Here is a 24,872-nt window from a genome sequence, read left to right as displayed (position 1 = left end):
GAACAAGCACAGCAGCCTTGCAGTTACCCCGCTGATCGCCACCCGCTCTACGGCTCGGCAACCCAAGGCTATAAAGATGAACACGCGTCCTCAATTCGCCTCGTCCACCCCGCTGTCAAAGCTCCCGCCGCAAATCTACTACGTGCATCCTCTCATGCTCAAAGGCTTGCAGGATTGGCGCCAGGTTTTTGCCCATGCGAAGGATCTCGGCTTCGATACGGTCCTCAGCGCGCCGCTGTTTGCACGCGGCGCGGACACGAGCATTTTCGTCAGCGGAGACCTGGACAGGCTTGATCCGGCGCTAGGACTTGGGGAAAGCGTCGACGACGGCGTGAAGGCACTGACAGGTGCCGCTAAAGAGCATGGCATCAAGCTGATGCTCGACATTGCCATCGATCGTATCGCCGATGCCTCGAACCAAGGCAGCGCCGTCGTATTCGACCCGCGTCGCTCGCCGCAGGAAAGCGGCAGCCGCACGATCGATATCACTCATGAAACGCAGCTGCTCGATGACTGGCGCCGCCGACTGGCGCGGCTGGCCGGGCTTGGCATCGCCGGCTTCCGCTGCATCGGCATTGGCAAGGTCGCGCCTGACGTCTGGAAGGGCCTGATCACTGCGGCCCGCAGTGCCGTCTCCGACACCATCTTCCTTGCCTGGACGCCAGGCACCAGTTTTGAAGATCGCAAGGCGCTCAAGGGCGTTGGCTTCGACGGCAGCTTTTCGTCCTTTGCCTGGTGGAACATGGAGGAACGCTGGATCCTCGACGAATACGAGGTGCAGCGCGAACTCGGCTACCAGATCACCTTTCCGGAAGCCCCGTTCGGCAAGCGCATGGCGCATGGCATTGACGGAACCGAAGTGTCGGAGCGCCGAGCGGTCCGGGCCCTGAAGCTCGCGTCGACCTTCGCCAGCGGCCTCATGGTGCCGATGGGCTTCGAATACGGCTCATCCATCCCGCTCGACCCGCTGACCGGTGACGGAATGGGTCTGCGTGGGCTCAAGGACCAGGGCGTGTTCGACCTGTCGAGCGACATCCGTGCCATCAATGCCGCGCCGAACAAGACATCGGCCGGGTTCGGCCGCCAGCCGCTGAGGCTGATTTCCACCAGCCAGACCCAGGCTGTGGCGCTCTTGCAGACCGACCATGAGGATATCCGTGCGTCGTCGAAGATCCGCGTCGTGATGCTGAATCGCGATCTCCGCAGGGTTACCAAGGCTCCGTTCAACGTGCTGCGCGAAGCGGCCTCCCCTTTCCTGCCGCTGACGGCGCCGGGGAATGACGCCGACATTTTTGCGCCCGATCTCATGCTGAAGCCGGGCGAACTTCGCGTTTTCGAAGGCCATGCCTCGCAGCCGATCATCGAAGCTGTTGCGGTTTCCACCGCAGCAGAGGCCGCAGCCACGCCGCGGCTGGCGATCGAGAAGATCACGCCGTCGGTGGATGACGGCCGTTTCGTGGTGAAGCGGGTTGTTGGCGAGACGGTCAAGGTCGAAGCCGACGTGTTCGGCGACGGGCACGATCCGCTGTCGGCATCGGTGATGTGGCGTGCAGCCGACGAAGAGCAGTGGACCGAAGTGCCGATGACGCTCGTCACCAACGATCGTTGGGCGGCAGAATTTCCGCTGAAGCGAATGGGTCGCCACGAGTTTGCAATCGAGGCCTGGAAGAACCCGTTTCAGATCTTCCGCTACGAATTCACCAAGAAGCACGAGGCGCGGCTCGATCTGCGGCTGGAGATCCAGGAAGGCATCAATCTGGTGCTTGATGCGCTGGATCATGCCACGGGTGACCTCAAGACCGAACTGAAGGTGCTGTTCGACAAGCTGACGGCGCAGGACGATCCGAAGCGGACCGAAACGCTACTGCTGGCCGACACGGCCGAGCTGATGGTGGAAGCCGACCGCCGCCCGCACCGGGTTCGCTCGAATCCGATCCCGGTCGATGCCGAACGGACGGCTGCGGCATTTGCCAGCTGGTTCCAGGTGTTCCCTCGCTCCCAGAGCGGCGATGCGAACCGTCACGGCACGTTCGACGACGTGATCGCACGTTTGCCGGCCATACGGGAGATGGGCTTTGATGTCCTCTACTTCCCGCCGGTGCACCCGATCGGTTCGACCAACCGCAAGGGAAAGAACAACACGCTGACGCCGGCCCCTGAAGATCCAGGCAGCCCATACGCGATCGGCTCGGAAGATGGCGGACATGACGCGATCCATCCGGAGCTCGGCACGTTCGAGGATTTCCGCCGGCTGGTCGATGCGGCCAAGGACCACGGGCTGGAGCTCGCTCTCGACCTCGCGATCCAGGCCTCGCCCGACCATCCGTGGCTCAAGTCCAATCCCGGCTGGTTCGACTGGCGGCCTGACGGCACGATCCGCTATGCCGAAAACCCGCCGAAGAAATACGAAGACATCGTCAACGTCGATTTCTACGCCAAGGACGCGGTGCCTTCGCTGTGGATCGAGTTGCGCGACGTCGTGCAGAAGTGGGTCGATAACGGCGTCAAGCTGTTCCGCGTCGACAATCCCCATACGAAGCCGTTCCCGTTCTGGGAATGGATGATCGCCGACATCCGCTCGCGCCATCCAGACGTCGCCTTCCTGTCGGAAGCGTTTACGAAGCCGAAGGTGATGTACCGCCTCGCCAAGGTCGGGTTCTCGCAGTCCTATACGTACTTCACCTGGCGCAATGCCAAGTGGGAGCTCGAGCAGTATATGCGCGAGATCACGACCGAAGAGCCGAAGGAATTCTTCCGTCCGCACTTCTTCGTCAACACGCACGATATCAACCCGGATTTCCTGCAGAACGCACCGCGTCCGGCCTATCTGATCCGTGCGGCGCTGGCTGCCACGCTGTCGGGCCTCTGGGGCGTCTATAACGGCTTCGAGCTTTGCGAAGGACGCCCGGACGCCAAGCGCAAGGAATATGCGGACTCCGAGAAGTACGAGATCCGTGCCTGGGATTACGACCGTCCGGGTCACATCAAGGGCGAGATCGCCCTTCTCAACCGCATCCGCCGCGAGAACCCGGCGCTGCATTCGCATCTCGGTCTGCAGCTCCTGCCCGCCTGGAACGACAACATCATGTTCTTCGAAAAGGCCAGTGCCGGCCGCGAGAACGTGCTGCTGATCGCCGTCAACCTCGATCCGCACAATGCGCAGGAAGCGGATATCGAACTGCCGCTGTGGTCGTTCGGCCTGCCGGATCATGGAACCCTCGATCTTGAGGATGTCATCGGCGGCGATCGCTTCTCATTGACCGGCAAGGTGCAGCGCATCCGCCTCGACCCTCACTCCGGCCTGCCATTCTCCATCTGGCGCGTCCGTTAAAGACAAGAATGGGAGGAGACATCATGGACATCACGAGCGGCCGAAACCAGGGCCAGGACCAGAATCAAGCGATGAACGACGATCCACTATGGTACAAGGATGCAGTTATCTATCAGCTGCATATCAAGTCGTTCTACGACGCCAATGGCGACGGTATCGGCGACTTTCAGGGGCTGCATGAGAAGCTGGATCACGTCGCTTCGCTTGGCGCCAACACGATCTGGCTCTTACCGTTCTTTCCGTCGCCGCGTCGTGACGATGGATACGATATTGCCGACTATACCAGCGTCAGCCCGGACTATGGAACGGTGGAAGAATTCAAGGCGTTCGTGGCTGCCGCCCATGCGCGCAATCTGCGTGTGCTGATCGAGCTCGTCATCAATCACACGTCCGACCAGCATCCGTGGTTCCAGCGGGCACGTCATGCGCCTCCCGGTTCGCCGGAGCGCGATTTCTACGTGTGGTCGGATACGGACCAGAAATTCCCGGAAACGCGGATCATCTTTCTCGATACGGAAAAGTCCAACTGGACATGGGATCCGGTTGCCGGCGCCTATTACTGGCACCGCTTCTATTCGCACCAGCCCGACCTTAACTTCGACAACCCAGCCGTTCTGGAAGAGCTGTTCGAAGTCATGCGGTTTTGGGCCGATACGGGCATCGACGGTTTCCGCCTCGACGCCATCCCGTACCTGATCGAGCGCGAAGGCACGATCAACGAGAACCTGCCGGAAACCCACGACATCCTGAAGAAGATCCGTGCGGCGCTCGACAGCACCCATCCCGGCAAGATGCTGCTGGCGGAAGCCAACCAGTGGCCGGAAGATACGCGCGAATATTTCGGCGATGGCGACGAGTGCAACATGGCGTTCCACTTTCCGCTGATGCCTCGCATGTATATGGCGATCGCCAAGGAAGACCGCTTCCCGATCACCGACATCATGCGCCAGACGCCTGAAATCCCGGACAATTGCCAGTGGGCGATCTTCCTGCGCAACCACGACGAGCTGACGCTTGAGATGGTGACCGACGAAGAGCGCGATTACCTCTGGAACATCTATGCCGCCGACCGGCGCGCCCGCATCAATCTCGGCATTCGTCGCCGTCTTGCGCCGCTGATGGAGCGCGACCGCCGCAGGATCGAGCTGATGAACGGCCTGCTGCTTTCCATGCCCGGAACTCCCGTCATCTACTACGGTGACGAGATCGGCATGGGCGACAACATCTATCTGGGCGACCGCGACGGCGTTCGCACGCCGATGCAGTGGTCTCCGGACCGCAATGGCGGTTTCTCCAAGGCCGATCCGGCGCGCCTCGTGCTGCCGCCGGTCATGGATCCTCAGTACGGCTATGAGGCGGTGAATGTCGAAGCGCAGGGCGCCGACGCACATTCGCTGCTGAACTGGATGCGCCGGATGCTTGCGCTGCGCAACAAGCATGCCGCATTCGGCCGCGGCACGCAGCGTTTCCTGACGCCCGGGAACCGCAAGATCCTTGCCTATCTTCGCGAATACGAGGGTGAGACGATCCTGTGCGTCGCCAACCTTTCACGCCTGCCGCAGGCGGTGGAACTGGATTTGTCGCAGTTTGCCGGCTGGGTGCCGATCGAGATGTCCGGCATGTCGCCGTTCCCGCCGATCGGTCAGCTGACCTATCTGCTGACGCTGCCGCCCTACGGCTTCTTCTGGTTCCAGCTGGTGGAAACTTCCGACGGCCCCGTCTGGCGCAAGGAGCCACCGGAGCAGATGCAGGACATGGTGACCATGGTCGTTCGCCGTGACCTGCAGGAGCTCGGCGAAGACTCGCCGCTGTCGAAGATGTTTGCCAAGGATATCCTGCCGCCATACCTCTCGAAACGCCGCTGGTTCGGCTCCAAGGGCTCGATCCTCAATTCGGCGCGGCTTGCCAACGTGACGCCGATCGCATTTGCCAACAACATCCTGCTCGGCGAGCTAGAGGTCGATGTTGCCGGCAAGTTGGATACCTATCTCCTGCCGCTCGCCATCGCCTGGGATGAAGCCCAGCCTTCGGCGCTTGCCCAGCAGCTGGCGCTTGCGCGCATCCGTCAGGGTCGCCGTGTCGGCTTCCTGACCGACGGCTTTGCGATGGAAGGGCTGGCGCGCGGCGTGATCCGCGGACTGTCCGAACGGGCCGTGATCTCGGGCGTTTCAGGCGCCCTTGAATTCGTCGGCACCGACACTCTCGACCAGCTCAACTTCAACGACGACATGCCTGTGACCTGGCTTTCGGCCGAACAGTCGAACAGCTCGCTGATCATCGGTGATCTCGCCATGGTAAAGCTGATCCGTCACATCTTCCCGGGTATCCACCCGGAAGTGGAGATGACGCGTTATCTCACCAATGTCGGCTACCAGAATACGGGACAGCTGCTCGGCGAAGTCGCCCGCACCTCGCCGGAGGGCAACCGCTACACGATGATCATCGTGCAGCGCGCGATCCGCAATCAGGGCGATGCCTGGAACTGGATGCTCGGCAACCTGCGCCGCGCAATCGACGAGATTGTGGTGACCGGGCTCGAGGGCGAAGGGATCGACGAGCACTTCAAGCCGCTCGTCAATCTTTCGGCCACCATCGGAACACGGCTTGGTGAGCTGCATGTCGCACTGGCCCAGCCGACCGATGACGAGGCATTCAGCCCGATCTGGGCTGGCGACGCCGATATCTCGAGATGGCGCGCGGGCGTAACGGCTCAGATCGACCAGAGCCTGACCATGCTCGAACTGAACAGCGAGGGACTGGAAGGTCGCGCCGCAGAAGACGCACGCATGATCCTCAGCCGTCGCGAAGACCTGTTCGGCCTTGTCGAGACGCTGTCCGGCTTTGCCATTTCGACGCTGATGACCCGTACCCACGGGGACTTCCACCTGGGCCAGATCCTGGTGGCAGAGGGCGACGCCTATATCATCGACTTCGAGGGCGAACCCGCCCGCGATCTCGAGGAACGTCGTGCGAAGTCAAACCCGCTGCGCGACGTGGCTGGCCTCCTGCGGTCGCTCAGCTATCTCGCAGCCTCGGCCGATCTCGATCGGGAGGTCGTCAGCGAAGTGGACGACGCCCGTCATCCGGAGCTCGTCAGCCGCTTCATCGACAAGGCGGAACCGGCATTCCTGCAGGCCTATTTCGATGCTGTGGAAAAGTCCGACTCGCTCAACATCCCGCACGAGAAGCGGTCGAAAATACTCGACCTCTTCCTGCTGGAAAAAGCCGCCTACGAGATCGCCTACGAAGTGCGCAGCCGGCCGAAGTGGCTGCCCCTGCCGCTCGCAGGTTTTGCGACCATCGCGGCGCGACTTCTCGACACCGACAGCAATTCCACCCCTGATGCACCCAAGGGAGAGACAGAGTGATGCGATACGAGCGCACGGACCTCATCATCGGAACCGTTGAGGAGGGCCTCCAGGCCCTCGTCGACGGCCGTCATGGCGATCCCTTTTCCATTCTCGGCCGCCATCAGTACGGCGACCTCACCGTGGTGCGGGTGCTGCTTCCCGGGGCGCTTTCGGTTGAGGTCGTCGAGCGCGATACGGCCAAGGTCGTCGCGGAGCTGGACAGCATCCACCCCGGCGGTCTGTTTGCCGGCGTGACCAATTCGACTGCGCCCTATTTCCTGCGCATCGAATGGCCGGAAGCGATCCAGGAAACCGAGGATTCCTATTCCTTTGCGCCACTGCTGGGCGATCTCGATCTGCACCTGATCGGCCAGGGCACCCATTACGATCTCGGCCGTACGCTCGGCGCAATCCCGATGGAAGTGGATGGGGTTTCCGGCGTTCGTTTTGCCGTCTGGGCACCGAACGCCACCCGTCTCTCGGTCGTGGGCGACTTCAACGCCTGGGACGGTCGCCGGCACCCGATGCGGCTTCGGCCGCAGGCCGGCGTCTGGGAACTGTTTGTTCCTCGACTGACCCATGGCGAGCGATACAAGTTCGAAATTCTCGACGCTCACGGCAATATGCTGGCGCAGAAGGCCGACCCGATCGCACGTGCCTCCGAAGCGGCACCGTCGACTGCCTCCGTCATCGCCTCGTCCAAGCCGTTCCGCTGGACGGATGGCGACTGGATGGCGGCACAGGCTAAGGACCGTGCCCGCGAAGGCGCGATGTCCGTCTACGAGGTGCATCTCGGTTCCTGGGTGCGGATTGCCGAGGAAGGCAACCGGACGCTCGACTGGGTGGAACTCAGCCAGCGCCTCGTGCCCTACGTCAAGAAGCTCGGCTTTACCCATATCGAAATGCTGCCGATCATGGAGCATCCGTTCGGCGGATCCTGGGGCTACCAGCCGCTCGGCCTGTTTGCGCCGACCGGACGCTACGGCACGCCTGAAGACTTCGCCTATTTTATCGATCGCTGCCATGCGGCCGGGATCGGCGTCATCCTCGACTGGGTGCCGGCGCATTTCCCGACCGACGTCTGGGGTCTGGCGCAGTTCGACGGCACGGCGCTCTATGAGCATGCCGATCCGCGCGAAGGGTTCCACAAGGACTGGAACACTCTGATCTACAATCTCGGTCGCAACGAGGTGAAAGGCTTCCTGATCGCGTCAGCGCTGGAATGGCTTGACCATTTCCATATCGATGCGCTCCGCGTCGATGCGGTGGCCTCCATGCTCTACCGCGATTACAGCCGCGAGCAGGGCGAATGGATCCCCAACAAGTATGGCGGACGTGAAAACCTTGAATCCGTTGAATTCTTCAAGCACCTGAACAGCATCATCCATGAACGGTGCCCGCATGCCTTTACGGTGGCCGAGGAATCGACCGCCTGGCCGGGTGTGACCGAAAGCGTCGAGCACGGCGGGTTGGGCTTCGACTTCAAGTGGAACATGGGCTGGATGCACGACACGCTCCATTACATGGAGGAAGATCCGGTCTATCGCAAATACCAGCACGGAAGCCTGACCTTCGGCATGGTCTATGCCTATTCCGAACGCTTCATGCTGCCGCTGTCCCATGACGAAGTGGTGCACGGCAAGGGCTCGCTGTTTGGCAAGATGCCGGGCGACCACTGGCAGAAGATGGCCAACCTTCGCGCCTATTACGGCTTCATGTGGGGCCATCCCGGCAAAAAGCTGATGTTCATGGGCGGCGAAGTCGCTCAGGTGACCGAGTGGAACCACGATGCATCCGTTGTCTGGGATCTGCTGGACAGCCCCGATCATGCGGGCATGCAGCGCTTGATCGCCGATCTCAATGCGATCTATTCGGCCGAGCCGGCGCTTCAGTATGGCGATCTCCATCCTGAAGGTTTCGAATGGGCCGTCTCCGACGATGCGGAAAACTCCGTCACCGCGATGCTGCGCCTGTCGCAGGATCGGCAGTCGGCAATCATCGTCGCTTCCAACATGACGCCTGTGCCGCGGCATGGCTACCGGATCGGCGTGCCGTTCGAAGGGCGCTGGGAAGTGGTGCTGAATACCGACGCTGCGATCTACGGCGGCACCAATTTCGGCCAGACGGAAGCCTGGACGGAGAACCAGTCGGCGCATGGCAAGACAGCGTCCATCGCTCTCGACATCCCGCCACTGGCGACGGTGTATTTGCGGTGGCGGGGTTAAGTCCCCGGCATCACCCGGATTGAGCGCTTCCAAGAGATGAAACGGCTGACGGGACCTAGTCCCGCCAGCCGTCTCGATAGACGACCTTGTCCGCGCCGGCAAACCGCCCCACCCGCTGCAGCTCGGCATCGAGCTTGGCCAGCCTGCCTGCGGATGCCCGAACACCCTTTTCCAGCCACAGCCGCCTGACATCAAGCACACCCGTTTTGCGCTCCGCCTTCATGTCGATGCGACCGATCATGCGGTCGCCTTCCAGAAGCGGAAAGACGTAATAGCCGTATTGCCGCTTCGGCTCGGGCACAAAGACCTCGATGCGGTAGAAGAAGTCGAACAGCCGCACCGCCCGGTCACGGTTGCGCAGGAGCGGATCGAAGGGGCTGAGCACCCTCACCCGTGCCGGCGGTTCGGGGATATCGCCGAGGTTCTCGGGAAAGCCTGCGAACGCGAAGGAGGCGCGCGGGCGGCTGCCGTCGGCGGTTTCGATCAGGACTTCGACGAGTTCATCGCGATGGGCTTTCACCCAGTCCCTCGCCTCTTCCGGCGTGACGATATCCCAGAAGGCAGCGAGTTCGCCTGATGTGGCAAAGCCGAGCTTTTCCATCGCGCTGCGGCAGGCCCAGTCGATGAAGTCCTCGTGGCTGACATCGGGTTCGTGGTGGTGGGCGGCAATGACGCGCTCGGTCAGATCGTAGATCTTCTGGAAGTTTACCCGGCCGGCAATCGAAAGCTTGCCGGTGTGCCAGTAATATTCGAGCGCCGTCTTGTTGGGGTGCCAGTTCCACCAGCCGCCGGATTTGTGATCCTCCATCTTCATGTCGCGCGACATGATCGCACCGTTTTCCGAGATGTGCCGGAACGTGTCGTCGAAGGCGGAATCGAAACTTTCGCCATGCCATTTGCGCCAGCGGTCGGCCAGGATCGGTTCGCGGCGGCGGAAGCGATGCTTCCAGTAGCGGAACAGACGCGCCGGAATGATCGAGGCGTCGTGGGTCCAGTGCTCGAACAGCTCGCCGTCTTTTTCCAGAAGCGATGTCAGATGCTCGCGCCGATAGGTCTGGTTGCGCGAAAACAGGATCATGTGATGGGCGCGCTCGACGGTGGCGATACTATCCACCTGCACGAAGCCCAGATCATCGATCAGTTGCAGAAGACCGGCCTTGTTGAGCGCACGGGTCGGCGGTGCGGAAAGCTGCTGCCGTTCGATGAAAATCCGTCTTGCCCGGGCATTGTCGATCAGAATCGCCATGGCAACGAGACTAGGGCGACAGTGGACCGGATGCAATGTTCACTTTTCATTCCGCCTTCCCGGTCCGGTCTGGCCGCGATATAGACCGTTCAGCAACCGAGGACCGGCATTGGACATCCATTTCGACAAGGCCGAAGCCCGCTTCGACGGGCGTGTCACGCTGCATCCGCTGACGGTGCGGCTGACCGAGCGCCGCATCGGCGTGATCGGCCTCAACGGCTCCGGCAAGACGACGTTTGCGCGGATGATCAATGGTCTGGTTTCTCCCGCGAGCGGCAATGTTGTGGTCAACGGCTTCGATACCAAGGCCGACACCGACCGCGCCCGCGCGCAGGTTGGTTTCATCTTCCAGAACCCGCAGAACCAGATCATCCTGCCGATCCTGAAGGAAGACATCGCGCTCGGCCTGATGTCGCGCAAGCTTTCGAAAGGCGAAATCGAGGCCCGCACGACGGCGATCCTCAAGCGCTTCGGCATCGGACATCTTGCCGACCGTCGCTCGCACGAGCTTTCCGGCGGCGAATTGCAGCTTGCGGCCTTTGCCTCGGTTCTGGTGACGGAACCGGACATTTTGATCATGGACGAGCCGACCAACCAGCTGGACCTGAAGAACCGCAACCTGGTGGCTCGAACGATCAGCGAGCTCCCCGAAAACGTCATAGTGCTCACCCACGATCTCGATCTCATCGCGGGCTTCGAGCGGGTTCTGTTGTTTGATAACGGCCGGCTTGCCGGCGACGGAAACGCTGCCGAGATCATTGCCCGTTACCGCGAGCTTGCCGCATGAAGACGCTTTACGTGGACGGCAGCGGCTTTCTGCACCGGCTTTCGGCCCGCGCGAAGCTTGTGCTGCTGGCTGCCGCAAGCCTTGCTCTGTTCCTGATCCAGTCGCCGTTAGTGCTTGGCGTCGGTGCGGTCGCCAGCGGCCTGCTTTTCGGTTCGCTGCGAATCGGGTGGCGGCAAACATGGCTGCGGCTGCGGGTTCTTTTCCTCACCATCGCAGCCGTTGCGCTGTTCACGCTGGTTTTCAACAGCCCTGTCGAGGCCGTCAGCGTGTTTTTCCGGCTCTCGGCGCTGGCGCTTCTTGCGTCCGCGGTGACGGCCACGACTACTACCGGCGATTTTATTACGGAAGTGACATTTGCGGCTTTGCCGCTTGAAAAGCTCGGGCTTGTAAAAGCTGCGGATATCGGCCTGTCGATCGGCCTTGTGCTGCGCTTTATTCCGGAAATCCTGCTGCGTCACCAGGCCATCCGCGATGCCCATATCGCGCGAGGGTTGCGCCCTCGAACCCTCTCCATCATCGTCCCGCTGATCATCCTCACATTGAAGAATGCCGACGAGATTGCCAGCGCAATTGACGCCCGGGCAATCCGTGCGCAGAAGTGATACAGATTCAGTCGTCAAGGAATAGCTATTTGCCTACTCGTGATCTCGTTCTGGCCGCCCTGTTTGCCGCTATCATCATCGTGCTGGGACTGGTGCCGCCGGTCATGCTCGGTTTCATTCCCGTCCCCATCACGGCGCAATCGCTCGGCGTGATGCTGGCCGGCGTCGTGCTCGGCGCCAAGCGCGGCACGATCGCGGTCCTCCTGGTCCTGGTGCTTGCAGCGATCGGTCTGCCGGTTCTGTCCGGCGGCCGCGGCGGCCTTGCCGTCTTCATGGCGCCGACGACCGGTTATCTGATCGGCTGGGTGTTTGCCGCGATGGTAACCGGATATCTGTCGCAGATCATGGTGGGTCGCGACCAGGCGGGGCTGGTGCAGGGCGTGAACTTCTTTATCGCAGCCCTGATGGGCGGCGTGATCGTGCTTTACGGGATCGGCATCACCTATCTGGCGCTGATCACCGGCATGGGCTTCGTCAAAGCGTTTCTCGGCTCGCTCGCTTTCATTCCGGGCGACGTCCTGAAGGCTGTGATTGCGGCGCTCGCCGGTCGGGCCGTGATGGCAGGCTATCCGCTGCTGCCGCAGCGCGCGTAAGCAGTCAGTCGAGGAACTGATACAGCCAGTCGCGCAGGTCTTCGGGCAGCGCGGCCGGCGTCCGGGTTTCCGGATCGCATGCAGACCAGACGATTTCCGCTTCGGCCACCTCATCGCTGCCGCGCGTGAAGCGGACGATAAAGCCTGCGGACTTGCCGCCGATCTTGCTCACTCCGACATGGGTATGGACGAGATCGCCGAGCTTCAGCGGCATATGATAGGTGCAGGAGATCTTGCCGACCGCAAAGAACGGGTCATCCGTTGCCGGCTTGCGGCGGTGCCAGAATTCCGTGACCGCCTGTTCCGCAAGGCCGATATAGGCAGCGCGAAACATTTCGCCGTTAAGATCCACATCGCGATAGGCAACGCGAAAATCATGGGTCTTGCCGATATCCTTCGCCATTCCTGCCCGCACTCCAAAAAACGCCTAATGCGCCTACTTCACGGCAAATCCGGTGAAGAGCAAGGGGTATGCGCTTGAAAACATCGCCGTTCTGCGCCATGTCCGAGCTCAACATACCTCACGAGGCCGCCCAATGACCACGCGCCTTTACGAAAACTCCATATTTCTCGAGCATGCGACGCCGGAAGGCCATCCTGAACGGGCAGACCGGCTGCGTTCGCTCAACATCGCGCTCGAACACCCCAATTTCGACAAGCTCGACCGCAAACAGGCACCACAGGCCAACGAAGACACGGTGCTTCTGGCGCATCCGGAAGAACACCTGCGCTGGGTGATGCGCAAGATCCCCGAGGAAGACACGATCCTGCAGATCGAGGCCGATACGCATGTGGGGCCGAAGAGCCTGCAGGCGGCGCTGACCGGCATCGGCGGCGCGATCGCGGCCGTCGACGACGTGATGACCGGCAAGGTGGACAACGCATTCGTTGCCTCGCGTCCGCCGGGACATCACGCGGAAAAGACCAAGGCGATGGGCTTTTGCCTGTTCAACAACATCGCCATCGCCGCCCGCCATGCGCAGCAGACCTATGGCGTCGAACGTGTCGCGATCGTCGACTGGGACGTGCATCACGGCAACGGCACGCAGGACATCTTCTGGGACGATCCGTCCGTTTTGTTTTGCTCGACGCACCAGATGCCGCTTTATCCCGGCACAGGCGCCAGAGACGAGACGGGCACGAAGAACACGATCGTCAACGCGCCGCTTTCGGCCAATGACGGCAGCGACCATTTTCGCGATGCCTTCAAGAGCCGCGTCCTGCCGGCGCTCGAAAACTTCCGCCCGGATCTTGTGCTGATCTCGGCAGGCTTCGATGCGCATCACCGCGATCCGCTGGCGCAGATCAATCTGGTCGGCGACGATTTCGACTGGGCGACCGGCCGGTTGATGGAAATTGCGGGGAAATACGCCGGCAACCGGGTCGTCAGCCTGCTCGAGGGTGGCTATGATCTGGAAGGGCTGGCGGAATCGGCCGGCCTGCATATCTGCAGACTGATGAGAGGATGAAGGACATGACCGAAGCCCCAGGCGAGCCGAACGCTCCGATCGACGTCACTGGTTATTCCTTCGAAAAGGCCGTTGCCGAGCTGGAAAGCATCGTAGCGCGGTTGGAACGCGGCGACGTGGCGCTTGACGAATCCATCGCCATCTACGAGCGCGGCGAAGCGCTGAAGAAGCATTGCGAAAAGCTGCTCAACGCTGCCGAAAGCCGGATCGAAAAGATCCGCCTCGACCGCAGCGGCAAGCCGCAGGGCGTGGAGCCGCTCGACGGCGAGTGAGGCCTTCACTCGCATGAAGCCCTGAGTTGCATCTCGACTGAAATCCCGACCTGCGCTATAGTCTCCCCATGGACAAGGACCAGGTCATCGCCAAGCTTCGGGAGCACGAGGCCGAACTGCGCGCCGCAGGCGCGGAGCAGATGTCGATATTTGGCTCGGTAGCGCGTGGCGAGGCGACGGACGAGTCAGATCTTGATGTTCTGGTGACGTTTTCAGAGCCGGTCATACAGTCTGGCTGGGGGTATTTTACGGCCGTCGAAGAGCTACGTGCCCTGGTCGTTGGCATTACTGGTGTAAGGAGCGTTGACATAGTTCCCGAACCGTTGCGCCGGAAACGTTTCAGCCGGAGCGTGGAGAGGGATAGGGCGATTGCCTACTAAGCGTCCTCTGATCCGTTTCCGAGACATTGTCGAGAACGGTCAATCCATTCTCGAATATACACACGGTATGGATTTCGACGCGTACTCTGTCAGCAAGATTACACGGGATGCGTCTGAGCGATGTCTAGCACGAATTTCCGAAGCCTCTTTCAAGCTTGGCTCGACGGCAGAAGAAATCTTTCCAAGCCACAACTGGGGCGCCATCAGGGGTTTTGGAAACATGCTCCGGCATGAATACGATGATATTCTTGATGAAACCACTTGGGCAATTGTCACACGGCACCTCCCGCCCCTCCTTTTCGAACTCGAAACCTTCCTCGCGCGCTACCCTGAAGATCAGGAAACGCTGTAGGAAGGCCGACATCATTCTTCCCGGGCATCGATCCCATCCGGATGATGCATTTGCCTGCGATGCGGTTGAAACGCTGATCATGCCTTGGTCCTCCGACATCGTACCTGATGACGACCAGGAGTTCGTGCCGTTGGCGACAACCTCCCTTCCCCGAGTCCCTCCCCTTGCCCGTCAGCTGAAATCGATTAAAACCGCGGCAAGGTTGTCTCCGTGGACAACTTGAAAAAGCCGGTTTCATCCTCATGTTGGGGTGATAGTTGCTTTTGAGAACAAAAGAAGAGAAAGCCAGCCTCCGTGACACCCCTGCCCGAGACGCCGCTGCTCGACACCGTCAAGCTTCCCGCCGACCTTCGCAAGATCGATGACCGCGACCTGCCGAAGCTTGCCCGCGAATTGCGTGACGAGATGATCGACGCCGTCTCCAGGACCGGCGGACATCTGGGTGCCGGCCTCGGCGTCACGGAACTGACGATCGCCATCCATAAGGTGTTCAACACGCCTGACGATCGGCTGATCTTCGATGTGGGACACCAGTGCTATCCCCACAAGATCCTGACCGGTCGCCGCGATCGCATCCGCACGCTGCGCCAGGAAGACGGTCTCTCGGGCTTCACGCGCCGGGCGGAAAGCGAATACGATCCGTTCGGTGCAGCGCATTCCTCGACCTCGATTTCGGCCGGCCTCGGCATGGCAGTGGGTTCGGATCTCGCCGGTTCGAAGCGCAATGTGATTGCCGTGATCGGTGACGGCGCGATGTCGGCCGGCATGGCCTATGAGGCGATGAACAATGCCGGTGCGCTCGACGCGCGGCTGATCGTCATCCTCAACGACAACGACATGTCGATCGCGCCGCCGACCGGCGCCATGAGCGCCTATCTCGCCCGCCTTGCTTCCGGCCGCACCTATATGGGCATGCGCGAAGTGGGCAAGAAGCTGACCGGCTATCTCGGCAAGAATATCGACCGGGCGATCACCCGTGCGGTCGAACACGCCCGCGGTTATGTGACCGGCGGCACTATGTTCGAGGAGATGGGTTTCTATCATATCGGCCCGATCGACGGTCATTCGTTCGAGCATCTTCTGCCGGTGCTGCGCAATGTGCGCGACAATGCCAAGGGCCCGGTGCTGATCCATGTCGTCACGCAGAAGGGCAAGGGTTATCCCCCCGCCGAAGCTGCGGCCGACAAGTATCACGGCGTCAACAAGTTCGACGTCATCACCGGCGCGCAGGCCAAGGCCAAGCCAAATGCGCCGTCCTATACCAGCGTGTTCGGCGACGCCCTCGTTCAGGAAGCCGGTTTTGACGACAAGATCGTCGGCGTGACTGCCGCGATGCCGAACGGTACGGGGCTGGACAAGCTGCAGCTTGCCTTCCCCAACCGCACATTCGATGTGGGCATTGCCGAACAGCATGCCGTTACCTTTGCGGCAGGCCTTGCGACGGAAGGCTTCAAGCCGTTCTGCGCGCTCTATTCCACCTTCCTGCAGCGCGGTTACGACCAGGTTGTCCACGACGTGGCGATCCAGGGTCTGCCGGTGCGCTTCCCGATCGACCGCGCCGGTTTCGTCGGTGCTGACGGGCCGACCCATGCCGGTTCGTTCGACACGACCTTCCTCGCCACGCTTCCCGGAATGGTCGTGATGGCCGCAAGCGACGAGGCTGAGCTGAAGCATATGGTGCGCACCGCCGCAGCCTATGACGAAGGCCCGATCTCGTTCCGCTATCCGCGCGGCGAAGGCGTCGGCATCGAGCTGCCGGAACGCGGCCAGATCCTGGAAATCGGCAAGGGCCGCGTCGTCAAGCAGGGTTCGAAAGTGGCGCTTCTGTCGTTCGGCACGCGCCTCAAGGACTGTCTGCTGGCGTCGGAAGATCTCGATGCCGCCGGTCTGTCGACAACGGTGGCCGATGCCAGGTTTGCCAAGCCGCTCGACCACGACCTGATCCGCCAGCTTGCCCGCCATCACGAAGTGCTTGTCACCATCGAGGAAGGCGCCGTCGGCGGCTTCGGCAGCCATGTGCTGCAATTCCTCAGCACCGAAGGCCTGCTCGATCACGGTGTGAAGGTTCGCTCGCTGGTGCTGCCCGATGTGTGGATGGAACAGGCAAGCCCCGACGTGATGTACGCCAAAGCCGGCCTCGACCGCGCCGGCATCGTCAAGACGGTGTTCAATGCGCTGGGCAAGACCCAGGTTGGTGTTGGCGCTGCGGGGTAAAGGCCTCAGCCTCGCTCTCATTGCCCGTCCGTCTCGTGACTCAGATGTCGTGCTAGCACTCGGCAGGGCGAGATGAAGACGTTCGTCCGGGCGAGTTTGTTCGTTACTCCCCCGCCGTCAGAAACAGAACATGCAGGTCCTTCTCCGGCGTGAAATCCTCGGCGGTCATCTCGAAGGTGGTCGGGCCGGTTTTCTTGATGTTGTTGCCGCAGAAGCTGACGTAATCCTTGGGGTTGCCCTTGTCGATTGTCAGACGGAACTTGCCGATGGGGCCGGACCAGTTGGCGCCGGTGGTCAGCACATAGGACAGCCATTGCTCGGCATAATGCGGGCCGCCCTTGCTGGCTGCGACTTGAAGCTTTGCGGCTGTCTTCATGAAGCTGTCGTCGATGCAGTAGCGTTCGACGTAGCGGGCGTGCTCATAGGCCGGCTTGCCGTTTTCGATGAAGGTCATGGCCACCGTGCCGCCGACGCTCGGTTTGTAGCGGTGGCTGACCTTGACCGGCTTTTGCGCGGGGAACGTCGTCTTCCACCAATAGGCGGAGCGGAGCGTCCATGCCGGCGTGATGTCCTCCTGCCAGCCTTTTCCGGCATCGTAGCGATCTATCCGGACCAAGCCCTTGGCAAGAAAGTCGGCCTTGACGTCATCGGGCAGGGTCTTGAGGGCCTCGGTGGTTCTGTCGCTATAGGGCAGAAGCGGTACCTTGTGGGCGACGAGGTCTTCGGTGCGGTCAATGCCGGTGGCAATGATGCGTTGCTGGAGCTGCGGCTTGATCTCGCGGCCGTCCTGCAGGACCGTGAAGCCGAGGAAGTTGTCGGCTTCCGGGTCGCCATAGGCTATGTCGCTCTGGGCGCCGCCAGTTATGTCCGGCATCGGGAAGGCGATGACGCTTTCGACATCCTTGTCGGTGTCGTTCCTGAAGATGTAGTCGACCCGGACTTCCTCTCGTGAGAGGTGAAGATGCTCTTCGGCCATCGTGATATCGGCGGTCTGGACATAGACGAGGCCGCCGGTCGTCAGTTCCGCCGTCGTATCATTGGCAAAAAGCGGCGGTGCAGCCAAAAGCAGGCCGGCCGTCAGCGTGGCCCCGAAGACGATTGTCCAGCGTCTCATCCATTCCCCTCCCGGTTGGCGCGGCAACAATAGGCAGAAGACGCGAACTATGAAAGGCCGGCTGAGGCTTGTCCGGCAGGTCGAAACGCGTTTTTGTCTTGCGTGCGGGGCTCGCCCGCGTCATGGGAAGGCATGTCATCCATTCAGCAAAGACTTGACCAGCTTCTGGTCACCCTCAACCTCGTCGACAGCCGCTCACGCGCGCGCGACGCGATTGCCCGCGGCACCGTCAAGGTCGACGGTCGCATCATTACCAAATCCGGACAGATCGTGTCCTCGACCGCGCAGATCGAGATGGACGATCCGGCGAGCGCCTATGTGTCGCGCGCGGCGCTGAAACTGGTTGCCGCACTCGATCACTTCAAGCTCGATCCGACCGGCTGCGAATGTCTTGACGTCGGCGCCTCGACCGGCGGGTTTACCGAAATCCTGCTCGCCCGCGGCGCAGCGCATGTGACCGCACTCGATGTCGGCCATGCGCAGATGCATCCGCGGATTGCCGATGATCCGCGCGTCAGCAATATCGAGGGGGTCAACGCCCGCTATCTCGAGGCCGACGATATCGACGACCGGCCGATCGATTTCGTCGTGTCGGACGTGTCCTTCATCTCCATCAAGCTGGCCCTGCCGCCGGCGCTGGAACTGGCGCTGCCGGGCAGCTATTGCGCGCTGCTGGTCAAGCCGCAGTTCGAGGCCGGCCGCGATGCGATCGGAAAGCGCGGCCTTTTGAAGGAGCCGGACACGGCGCCGGCGGTGGCAGCAGAACTGGAACGCTGGCTGGTGGAGGACATGGGCTGGGAAAGCCTTGGCCTGATCCCCTCGCCGATTGCCGGCGGTGATGGCAACGAAGAGTTTCTTCTGGCAGGACGGAAGCCGGAATGAGCACGGTTCACGTCACCATCAACCGTCTCGGCGGACAGGGCGACGGTGTCGCCAATGGCGAGGACGGGCCGGTCTATGTTCCCTATGCTCTTCCGGGCGAAACGCTGGCGATCGCCCGGAATGGCGACCACGGCACGGTCATGTCAACGGGCAACCTTTCGCCGGACCGGATCGAACCGGTCTGTCGCCACTTCGGACCCGATGGCGATGCCTGTGGCGGCTGTTCGCTGCAGCATCTCGCCAAGGGGCCGTATAATGACTTCAAGCGCCAGCTCGTCATCGACGCGCTGAAATCAAAGGGCCTGACGCCCGACGTCAAGGAGACGGTCGAGTGTCATCCGGGCGAGCGGCGGCGCACGGTGTTTTCCGCGCGCAAGACGGAGAAGGAGCTTCTGCTGGGCTACAACCGGGCAGAAACGAACCATATCATCTCCATCGTCGAATGTCCGATCGCCGCGCCCGGCATCGTGGCGCGGCTTGATGCGATCCGCGCGATCGGCATGGCGCTCGCAACCGGCTCGGAGACGTTCCGCATTTCGGTGCTGGAAAGCCTCTCCGGTCTCGATATCGCCGCCGAAGGATTGAAGCCGCTTTCGGACAAGCAGCGCCGCAAGGTGACCGAGACGGTTCTGGCGCTGAAGGGCATCGCCCGTGTTTCGGCCAATGGCGAAATCGTGCTGGAGCCGCAAAAGCCGGTGATCGATTTCGGTGGCGTCAAAGTTTCTCCTCCGCCCGGTAGCTTCACGCAGGCGACGAAAGAGGCAGAGGAAGCCATGGCGACGCTGGTGCATGGCCATATGGGCAAGGCCAAGCGGGTGCTGGACCTGTTTGCCGGCTCGGGCACATTTGCGCTGCAACTGGCGCGAACGGCACGCGTGCACGCGGTGGAAAGCGACGACAAGGCGCTGAAGGCGCTGGACCATGCGGCCCGCAACAGCCAGGGGCTGAAGCCCGTCAGCATCGAGAAGCGCGATCTCTTCCGCCGGCCGCTGATCCCGATGGACCTGAAGCACTTCGATGCGGTCGTCTTCGACCCGCCGCGGGCGGGTGCCGAAGTGCAGGTCAAGGAACTGGCGCGCTCGAACATCAAGACGATTGCTGCGGTCAGCTGCAATCCTCTGACGCTCGCACGCGACCTGAGGATCCTGGTCGATGCGGGATACCGGATTGTCTCAGTCACCCCGGTTGACCAGTTTCTCTGGTCGCCGCATGTCGAAGCCGTCGCTCTGCTCAGCAAAGTTTGACGCTAGTCTTGACAGAACGCAATTCGGTTGTGCAACCTTTGTTTACAACCTAGCCATAGAGGCGTAGCTTTCCCGTGTCGCATCCAAGGCGGCAAATGACTTGCCGCCAGTGCGATCTCCAAGGGGGGAAAGCATGGCACAGATCGCAATGCATGGGCATGGCGTGCGCGGCATGAAGCCGGAAACGCTGCATTCTTTCGACGGCATCGGTGATCCCGGGAAATTCGGGATCATGTTTCCCAATCTCTTACCGTTTTCGGCAAGCGACGATGCGCTTGCCGCCCTGGCCAAGTCTATGGCGGATAAACTGCTCGACGACGGCAATCCGGAACCGGGCAAGGACAACCCGAATATCCCGGCCGGCTACACCTATCTTGGCCAGTTCATCGACCATGATATCACGCTCGACACGACGCCTCTCGACCAGCAGCATGCCGACCCGAAGGCGACCACCAACTTCCGGACACCGGCGCTCGATCTCGATTCGCTCTACGGCGATGGGCCGGGTATCCATCCCTATCTTTACCAACGCGACGTCGAAACGCTGCAAACTTCCGGCAAACTGTTGATCGGACGGGCAGCGGCGTCATCGGATCAGCAAGGCGCTGCGATCCCCGATCTTCCCAACGACCTTCCACGCAACCAGGAGGGCCACGCGCTCATCTTCGACGAACGCAACGATGAGAACCTGCTGGTGGCACAGACGCATCTGCTGATGCTGAAGTTTCACAACAAGGTGTTCGACAAGGTCGCAGCGGAAAGGCCTGACCTCAAGGGTACCGCGCTCTTCAAAGAGGCTCGGCGGATCGTCACCTGGCACTACCAGTGGATTGTGCTGTTCGATTTCGTGGAACGTCTGACCGAGCCTGGCTTGATCCAGAAGATCAAGAAGGAGGGTCGGCGGTTCTACCGGTTCAAGCAGCGGCCCTATATGCCCGCCGAATTCGGCGCCGCGTGCTACCGGCTCGGCCATTCGATGGTGCGGGAAAGCTATAGCCACAACCGGGTGTTCAACCCTACAGCCGATAGTCTTGCGAACGCGACGCTCGACCTTCTGTTCCTGTTCACCGGAAAGTCCGGGAACATTACCGGCGAGCTCGCCAACGACCCGGGCGTCGGGTTTGCCGCGCTCCCGTCGAACTGGGTGGTCGACTGGCGGCGGTTCTACGATCTGGATACGCCCGAAGGCGAGAAGGAGACCAATTTCGCCATCAACCACAGCCGGCGACTGGACCCTTTCATCACACCCGCCCTGCACACCCTGCCCGGCGGACCTGGTGATGGCTCGGTTGCATCGCGGGAATTCGACCTTGCCTTCCGCAACCTGCGTCGCGGCGTACAGATCGGACTTCCCTCCGGGCAAGCAATCTGTCGCGCCATGGGTCTTCAGCCACTGACGCCCGAGCAGATTGCCACGGGTCCGGACGGCAAGGCGGCCAAGCAGCACAAGATGCTCGAGGAAACACCGCTGTGGTATTACGTTCTCAAGGAAGCGGAGGTCTTCAACAAGGGAAGACGGCTCGGGCCGATGGCATCCACCATCATCGCCGAGACATTCCTCGGCATGGTGCATGGCGACCACGAGTCGTTCCTGTGGCTGCGCTCCGACTGGAAGCCGGAACTGCCGAGCGACACGCCCGGCCACTTTACGATGGCCGATCTCGTCAAGTTCGTCGGTGACGTCAATCCTCTCGGTGCGGCTGTGCCGCAACCCGCAGAAGAGAAGGTCGACGGCTGACGGGTGGAGGACATGCTCTAGTCGTCGAGATCGAGCCTGCCGGTGCCTGTGACGCCGGAGCAGCGGCAGGTACCGCCGACCCGACCTTCATCGGCCCGGCAGACATAGGGACGGTCGCGGTCGTCGCTCTGGCGCGGCTGCACCACGCAGACATAGCGCTGACGGCGTCGGTCGCGCCGGTCCGTCTGCTCGGAAAGACTTTGCTGGCTCTGTATCAGGGTGATCGGCGCGTTCGCTGCATTGGCGGACGCGGCAAATGCCGGCCCAGCAGCGGCGGGCAGGCAGGAGAGGCCAAGAGTTGCAAGAGAAAGCAGGCCGGTCAGGGCTGTACGCATGATGTCCTCCTCGTTTGAGGAGTATCTAGCCACGCTTGCCTTGCGAATGAAGGCGCAGCGCGGCGTGGATGGAACTTTGATGCAACTCAGCGTTAACGTCGCATGAAGGCCTCGAAAGCGGCGCGAGCTTCGGCGCTTTTCAGCCGGGCGGAGAAATGCGTCAGTTCCTCGTCCATGCGGGCGAGCACGTCGTCGCGGGGGCCTCGCACCAGATCGCGGGCGATTTTTAAGGCCTGCGGTGGTTTTGCCGAAAGTTTAGCGGCGAGCGCCAGTGTTTCCGCCTCGACGGCCTGCGGCTCGACCACCTTCCACACAAGGCCGGCCTCGTGGGCGGCATCGGCAGAGAACCCCTCGCCGGCAACCAGCATCGCAAAGGCGCGCTGGTGGCCCATCACCCTTGGCGCCAGAAGGCTGGATGCCGCTTCCGGCACGAGGGCGAGATCGACGAAGGGTGTCTTGAACAGGCTGCGGGACGAGGCGATCGTCAGGTCGCAGTGAAGGTTGAGCGTGGTGCCGATACCGATCGCCAGGCCATCGACGCCTGATACCATCGGCTTTTCGGCGAGCGCCAGCGCCCGAATGAAGAGGGCCGCGGCCGGTGGTTCGTCCGTGCCTGAGACCGCGTGGGCCAGAAAATCCGCCATGTCATTGCCCGCGGAAAAGCAGCCTTCGGTGCCGAGAAAGGCGACCGTGCGGATCGTGTCGTCGGTATTGGCATCTGCAAGCGCCGCCGTCATGCGGTGATACATGGACGAGGTGATGGCGTTCTTCTTTTCCGGCCGGTTGAAGCGGATCGTGAGCACGCCCTCGTAGTCGGCAGGGCGTTCGATCAGGACGTGGTTGTCGATTGATAGAGGGGCGTGGCTCACGGCATTCTCCTCAGGCAAGCACGATGCGTGCGGATTCCAGGCTCTCGGCACCGGCGATCACGCGGTCCTTCAAGGCTGCGGTTTCCGACAGCATGTTTTCGGCCGCAAACCGGCAGAGCGACACGCGCTTCTCACCCGATCCGTCTTCCGATGCGACAAGCGCGCCCTTGGCGAGATAGGCACCGGTCAGAACGATGCCGAACAGGCGCTGATAGGGCGTCGCACCCGCAAGGGCTTCCGCGACGCGGCCAGAGGCCTGCGCCTCCAGCAGCCAGTCGGTCGATGCCTGGAGATCGTCGATCGATGCGTTGAGCCGTTCCGCCGTGCTGCCGAAGCCGGGGGCGTTGAGGCTTTCGACTCTCTGCGCGATGTCGCGCAGTTCACCGATGAAGGTCCGCACCTGCGCGCCCTTGGAAAGCGGCAGTTTGCGCAGCACGAGATCAATCGCCTGGATGCCGTTGGTGCCCTCATAGATCGGTGCGATGCGGGCATCGCGCAGATAGCGCGCGGCACCGGTTTCCTCGATATAGCCCATGCCGCCATGCACCTGGATGCCGAGCGAGGCGACATCGACGCCGCAATCGGTGGCGAAGGATTTGGCGATCGGCGTCAGGAGTGCTGCGCGCTCGACCCAATGGGTGGCCTGATCGCCTTCGAGGTGATGCGACATGTCGATCGCGTGGGCGCAGGCAAAGCAGATGGCGCGCGACCCTTGCGTCAGCGCCTTCATGGTCAAAAGGGTCCGGATGATATCGGGGTGCTGAATGATCGGGCTCATCTGCGGACCAGTCGACCCGGGCGCCCTGCCCTGGGTTCGATCGGACGCGTAGGCGACCGCCTTCTGGGTCGCAGCTTCCGCGATCGCGACACCCTGCATGCCGACGGCGAGACGTGCGTTGTTCATCATAGTGAACATGCAGGCGAGGCCCTGGTTTTCTTCCCCGATGAGATAGCCGATCGCGCCGGTGCCATCGCCGAACTTGCCGTCGCCATAGATCATCGTGCAGGTGGGCGAACCGTGGATACCGAGCTTGTGCTCGATCGAATGACAGATCACGTCGTTGCGCTCACCGAGCGATCCGTCGTCAGCGACCAGGAATTTCGGCACCAGAAACAGCGAAATCCCGCGGGTGCCGGCCGGCGCATCCGGGAGACGGGCGAGAACCAGGTGGATGATATTGTCGGCGGCGTCGTGTTCGCCCCAGGTGATATAGATCTTCTGCCCGAACACACGGTAGCTGCCATCGGTGTGGCGTTCGGCACGGCTCTTCAGCGCGCCGACATCGGAGCCCGCATGCGGCTCCGTCAGGTTCATCGTGCCGGTCCATTCGCCCGAGACCATCTTTTCGAGATAGATAGCTTTCAGATCGTCGCTGCCATGGGCAACCAGCGCCTCGATCGCACCCATCGTGAGGGTCGGCGCGAGCGCGAAGGCCATGGAGGCGGAATTCCACATTTCCAGCGTCGCGACGTTGAGCATATGCGGCAGTGCCTGACCGCCAAACGCTTCCGGCGCCGTCAGGCCATTCCAGCCGCCTTCGCGCCAGTGGCGATAGAGCTGCGGCCAGCCATCTGGCGTCTTCACCACGCCGTTCTCAAGCCGCGCGCCCTGGCGATCACCGATATCGCCGAGCGGCGCCATTTCGTCGCTGGCAAAGCGACCGGCTTCCGCCAGGATGGCATCGACGAGATCGGGGGAGAGGTCGCCGAACCGGCCGATCTCCAGCGCGTCTGAGAGACCCGCCACATGGTTCAAGGTGAAGGCAATCTCCTCCACGGGTGCCTTGTACATGTCGCTTCTCCCAAATTGACAATTCTTCCGGACGATGCCGCAGCGGCGGCCACCGAACTCCCTCTGGCTTTTTACGT

20 protein-coding genes are annotated in these 24,872 nt (G+C 61.8%); 14 read left to right on the top strand and 6 right to left on the bottom strand.

Annotated elements, in window-relative coordinates; genetic code table 11:
- The first annotated feature begins 76 nt into the window (after positions 1 to 76).
- The 3 genes from ASF70_RS10060 to glgB are packed head-to-tail and all read left to right on the top strand — an operon-like array spanning position 77 to position 8,906.
- Complete coding sequence (locus ASF70_RS10060) at positions 77 to 3,331, top strand: maltotransferase domain-containing protein (protein WP_062579420.1); 3,255 nt, start codon at positions 77 to 79, stop codon at positions 3,329 to 3,331.
- 23 nt (positions 3,332 to 3,354) lie between these two features.
- Complete coding sequence (treS, locus tag ASF70_RS10055) at positions 3,355 to 6,699, top strand: maltose alpha-D-glucosyltransferase (protein WP_082471846.1); 3,345 nt, start codon at positions 3,355 to 3,357, stop codon at positions 6,697 to 6,699.
- A complete protein-coding gene (glgB, locus tag ASF70_RS10050) occupies positions 6,699 to 8,906 on the top strand; it encodes a 1,4-alpha-glucan branching protein GlgB (protein ID WP_062579418.1) in 2,208 nt (735 codons plus the stop codon). The genes treS and glgB overlap by 1 nt, the downstream gene beginning before the upstream one ends.
- A gap of 55 nt (positions 8,907 to 8,961) precedes the next feature.
- Here glgB and ASF70_RS10045 read toward each other — a convergent pair whose 3' ends face one another.
- A complete protein-coding gene (locus tag ASF70_RS10045) occupies positions 8,962 to 10,152 on the bottom strand; it encodes a winged helix-turn-helix domain-containing protein (RefSeq protein ID WP_062579416.1) in 1,191 nt (396 codons plus the stop codon).
- A 109-nt stretch (positions 10,153 to 10,261) separates the two neighbouring features.
- On the opposite strand from ASF70_RS10045, the gene ASF70_RS10040 reads away from it, so the two are divergent.
- From ASF70_RS10040 to ASF70_RS10030, 3 genes are read left to right on the top strand one after another with little or no spacing between them, the layout of a single operon-like run.
- Positions 10,262 to 10,939: an energy-coupling factor ABC transporter ATP-binding protein gene (locus ASF70_RS10040; protein WP_062579414.1), complete on the top strand. Its 678-nt coding sequence runs from the start codon at positions 10,262 to 10,264 to the stop codon at positions 10,937 to 10,939.
- Complete coding sequence (locus tag ASF70_RS10035) at positions 10,936 to 11,541, top strand: energy-coupling factor transporter transmembrane protein EcfT (protein WP_062453648.1); 606 nt, start codon at positions 10,936 to 10,938, stop codon at positions 11,539 to 11,541. The genes ASF70_RS10040 and ASF70_RS10035 overlap by 4 nt, the downstream gene beginning before the upstream one ends.
- A 29-nt stretch (positions 11,542 to 11,570) precedes the next feature.
- Positions 11,571 to 12,134, top strand: a complete 564-nt coding sequence (locus tag ASF70_RS10030; RefSeq protein WP_062453649.1) for a biotin transporter BioY — start codon at positions 11,571 to 11,573, stop codon at positions 12,132 to 12,134.
- 4 nt (positions 12,135 to 12,138) lie between these two features.
- Here ASF70_RS10030 and ASF70_RS10025 read toward each other — a convergent pair whose 3' ends face one another.
- Complete coding sequence (locus ASF70_RS10025; protein WP_062453650.1) at positions 12,139 to 12,537, bottom strand: thioesterase family protein; 399 nt, start codon at positions 12,535 to 12,537, stop codon at positions 12,139 to 12,141.
- Between the two features lie 133 nt (positions 12,538 to 12,670).
- Here ASF70_RS10025 and ASF70_RS10020 point away from each other — a divergent pair, with 133 nt between their 5' ends.
- From ASF70_RS10020 to dxs, 5 genes are all read left to right on the top strand, one after another.
- Positions 12,671 to 13,603 (top strand): histone deacetylase family protein, encoded by a 933-nt coding sequence (locus ASF70_RS10020; RefSeq protein ID WP_062579411.1) that lies wholly within the window; start codon positions 12,671 to 12,673, stop codon positions 13,601 to 13,603.
- A gap of 5 nt (positions 13,604 to 13,608) precedes the next feature.
- The gene (locus ASF70_RS10015) at positions 13,609 to 13,875 is read left to right on the top strand and encodes an exodeoxyribonuclease VII small subunit (protein WP_062454826.1); all 267 of its coding nucleotides are present in this window, start codon (positions 13,609 to 13,611) and stop codon (positions 13,873 to 13,875) included.
- Positions 13,876 to 13,943: 68 nt separating this feature from the next.
- Positions 13,944 to 14,255: a nucleotidyltransferase domain-containing protein gene (locus tag ASF70_RS10010; protein WP_062579409.1), complete on the top strand. Its 312-nt coding sequence runs from the start codon at positions 13,944 to 13,946 to the stop codon at positions 14,253 to 14,255.
- Positions 14,256 to 14,322: 67 nt separating this feature from the next.
- The gene (locus ASF70_RS23590) at positions 14,323 to 14,607 is read left to right on the top strand and encodes a DUF86 domain-containing protein (protein ID WP_062453653.1); all 285 of its coding nucleotides are present in this window, start codon (positions 14,323 to 14,325) and stop codon (positions 14,605 to 14,607) included.
- 294 nt (positions 14,608 to 14,901) lie between these two features.
- The gene (dxs, locus tag ASF70_RS10000) at positions 14,902 to 16,821 is read left to right on the top strand and encodes a 1-deoxy-D-xylulose-5-phosphate synthase (RefSeq protein WP_062453654.1); all 1,920 of its coding nucleotides are present in this window, start codon (positions 14,902 to 14,904) and stop codon (positions 16,819 to 16,821) included.
- A gap of 103 nt (positions 16,822 to 16,924) precedes the next feature.
- Here the strand turns inward: dxs and ASF70_RS09995 are convergent, their stop codons facing one another.
- Entirely contained in the window at positions 16,925 to 17,935 is a 1,011-nt protein-coding gene (locus ASF70_RS09995; protein WP_062579405.1) for a DUF4424 domain-containing protein, read from the bottom strand.
- 132 nt (positions 17,936 to 18,067) lie between these two features.
- On the opposite strand from ASF70_RS09995, the gene ASF70_RS09990 reads away from it, so the two are divergent.
- The 3 genes from ASF70_RS09990 to ASF70_RS09980 all read left to right on the top strand — a co-directional run bounded on the left by ASF70_RS09990 (position 18,068) and on the right by ASF70_RS09980 (position 21,799).
- Entirely contained in the window at positions 18,068 to 18,817 is a 750-nt protein-coding gene (locus tag ASF70_RS09990) for a TlyA family RNA methyltransferase (RefSeq protein ID WP_062579403.1), read from the top strand.
- On the top strand, positions 18,814 to 20,061 hold the full coding sequence (locus tag ASF70_RS09985; RefSeq protein ID WP_062579401.1) for a class I SAM-dependent RNA methyltransferase: 1,248 nt from the start codon (positions 18,814 to 18,816) through the stop codon (positions 20,059 to 20,061). Before ASF70_RS09990 ends, ASF70_RS09985 begins: the two co-directional genes overlap by 4 nt.
- Before the next feature lie 133 nt (positions 20,062 to 20,194).
- Entirely contained in the window at positions 20,195 to 21,799 is a 1,605-nt protein-coding gene (locus ASF70_RS09980) for a heme peroxidase family protein (RefSeq protein WP_062579399.1), read from the top strand.
- A 17-nt stretch (positions 21,800 to 21,816) separates the two neighbouring features.
- Here the strand turns inward: ASF70_RS09980 and ASF70_RS09975 are convergent, their stop codons facing one another.
- From ASF70_RS09975 to ASF70_RS09965, 3 genes are all read right to left on the bottom strand, one after another.
- Positions 21,817 to 22,134: a hypothetical protein gene (locus ASF70_RS09975; RefSeq protein ID WP_062453659.1), complete on the bottom strand. Its 318-nt coding sequence runs from the start codon at positions 22,132 to 22,134 to the stop codon at positions 21,817 to 21,819.
- A 92-nt stretch (positions 22,135 to 22,226) separates the two neighbouring features.
- On the bottom strand, positions 22,227 to 22,982 hold the full coding sequence (locus ASF70_RS09970) for a crotonase/enoyl-CoA hydratase family protein (protein ID WP_062580180.1): 756 nt from the start codon (positions 22,980 to 22,982) through the stop codon (positions 22,227 to 22,229).
- Positions 22,983 to 23,013: 31 nt separating this feature from the next.
- Positions 23,014 to 24,795, bottom strand: a complete 1,782-nt coding sequence (locus ASF70_RS09965) for an acyl-CoA dehydrogenase (RefSeq protein WP_062579397.1) — start codon at positions 24,793 to 24,795, stop codon at positions 23,014 to 23,016.
- Between the last annotated feature and the right edge of the window lie 77 nt (positions 24,796 to 24,872).

The sequence above is a fragment of the Rhizobium sp. Leaf321 genome, assembly GCF_001423215.1.
Taxonomy (GTDB): Bacteria; Pseudomonadota; Alphaproteobacteria; order Rhizobiales; family Rhizobiaceae; genus Neorhizobium; species Neorhizobium soli.
This window is presented reverse-complemented; position numbering and strand designations above follow the sequence as displayed.